Genomic DNA, 1411 nt, shown 5'->3' with positions numbered 1-1411 from the left:
CACCGCCGGGTCGTGTTCCCCGCCCGGCCCGGCCAGCACCCGTCCCGTGTCCCCGACCAGCACGGCCGGGCCCCCGGTGCGCCGGGTCAGCCAGCCGAGCATGTCCCGTACCGCCCCGCGCCTGGAGGCCAGCCGGGCGAGGGCGAGAACGTCGTCGGCGCGGCCGACGCGGTCGGCGCGCACGTCGGAGGGCGAGGCGGGCATAAACAGCACATTAGTTCCGAACGCCTGGGTTCCCGAAGGGGCTCGGACCGGTCTGCGGGATCGGCGGCGGCCAAGGGAAGGGGCCAAGGGAAGGGGCCAAGGCAAGGGGCCAAGGGAAGCGGCCAAGGGAAGGGGCGCGGCTAGGCTCGGCCGGTGTCCACCGTCATAGCCGCCATGATCACCGCCGTCGTCGGCATCCTCGGCACCCTCTTCGCGCCCGTCCTCCAGCAGCGCATGACGGTACGCCAACGGGAGGAGGACGCGCGCAGGGAGGACCGGCGGCGCCGCGTCGAGGAGCGCCGGACCGCCTACACCGCGATGAACCGCGCCTCCCGGCAGTTCCACACACTCCTCAAGGACGCGCTGCACCGGATCCGCGACGACGTGTACACGGACGAGGACCGCGCCCGGCTGGAGGAGGCCCGCCGCGACTACCGGGACCGTTACGCCGAGGCGCAGATGATCGTCCCCGAACGGGTCCTGGCAGCGTCCCGCGCGCTCAACACGGTGCTCGCCGGGATCGACGCACAGGCCAAACGGATCGACCGGGGCCTGCAACGCGACGGCGAGACGGCGGCGGGCGCGCTGCTGGAACTGAAGGAGGCCGAGCCCCGGCTGGCGACGATGCGCCGGATCATGCGGGAGGACCTGGGCATCCTCGACTGAGGCCAGGGGCCGCCGCCATGACCTCAGGGGTAATCGACGCCCCGGGCGCGGCGCGGCAGGCTGATCGGTGTCCGCCGCAGCCGCCGGACCGGACCCAACCGCCGATCAGCCCGGAGCACTTGCCGGAGCACTTGGAGGAGCCATGCCCGCCGCCTACGCGCTCGCGCATCTGCACGGCCGCAGTCCGCACCCCGACATCATCGAGTACCTGGAACGGATCCAGGCCACCCTCGACCCCTTCCACGGCCGCTTCGTCATCCACGGAGGCGAGCTGGAGGTGGTCGAGGGGGAGTGGCCGGGCAGTGTGGTGCTGATCGAGTTCCCGGGCGGGATGACGGACGCCCGCGCTTGGTACGCCTCGCCCGCGTATCAGGACATCCTGCCGCTGCGCACGGACCACATCGGGGGCGTCGCGGTCCTGGTCGAGGGCGTCGACCCCGGCTACGACCCGCTGAAGCGAGCCGAGAAGCTCCGGTCCGCGGACCCCAGCGGGTATGCCCGCTGAGCGCTCCGCTGGAAGTGTCGCGATGCGTCGCCGGCC

2 protein-coding genes and 1 pseudogene are annotated in these 1411 nt (G+C 72.9%); 2 read left to right on the top strand and 1 reads right to left on the bottom strand.

The features are described from left to right. Positions 1-204 (bottom strand): annotated as a pseudogene (locus tag KN815_RS48385) (PucR family transcriptional regulator); the annotation flags it as partial. A 153-nt stretch (positions 205-357) separates the two neighbouring features. On the opposite strand from KN815_RS48385, the gene KN815_RS48380 reads away from it, so the two are divergent. Together KN815_RS48380 and KN815_RS48375 are read left to right on the top strand one after the other, a co-directional pair. Next, positions 358-870: a hypothetical protein gene (locus KN815_RS48380; protein ID WP_253209724.1), complete on the top strand. Its 513-nt coding sequence runs from the start codon at positions 358-360 to the stop codon at positions 868-870. Between the two features lie 142 nt (positions 871-1012). Next, a complete protein-coding gene (locus KN815_RS48375) occupies positions 1013-1375 on the top strand; it encodes a DUF1330 domain-containing protein (RefSeq protein WP_216348111.1) in 363 nt (120 codons plus the stop codon). Positions 1376-1411 lie beyond the last annotated feature (36 nt).

It is taken from the genome of Streptomyces niphimycinicus, from assembly GCF_018883605.1.
GTDB lineage: Bacteria > Actinomycetota > Actinomycetes > Streptomycetales > Streptomycetaceae > Streptomyces > Streptomyces niphimycinicus.
Note: the sequence above shows the minus strand (reverse complement) of the source record. Positions and strands in the feature narration are given on the sequence as shown.

Excerpts from the sequence above, each read along its gene's own strand:
- KN815_RS48375 (WP_216348111.1), top strand. The coding sequence starts at position 1,013 with ATGCCCGCCGCCTACGCGCTCGCGCATCTGCACGGCCGCAGTCCGCAC.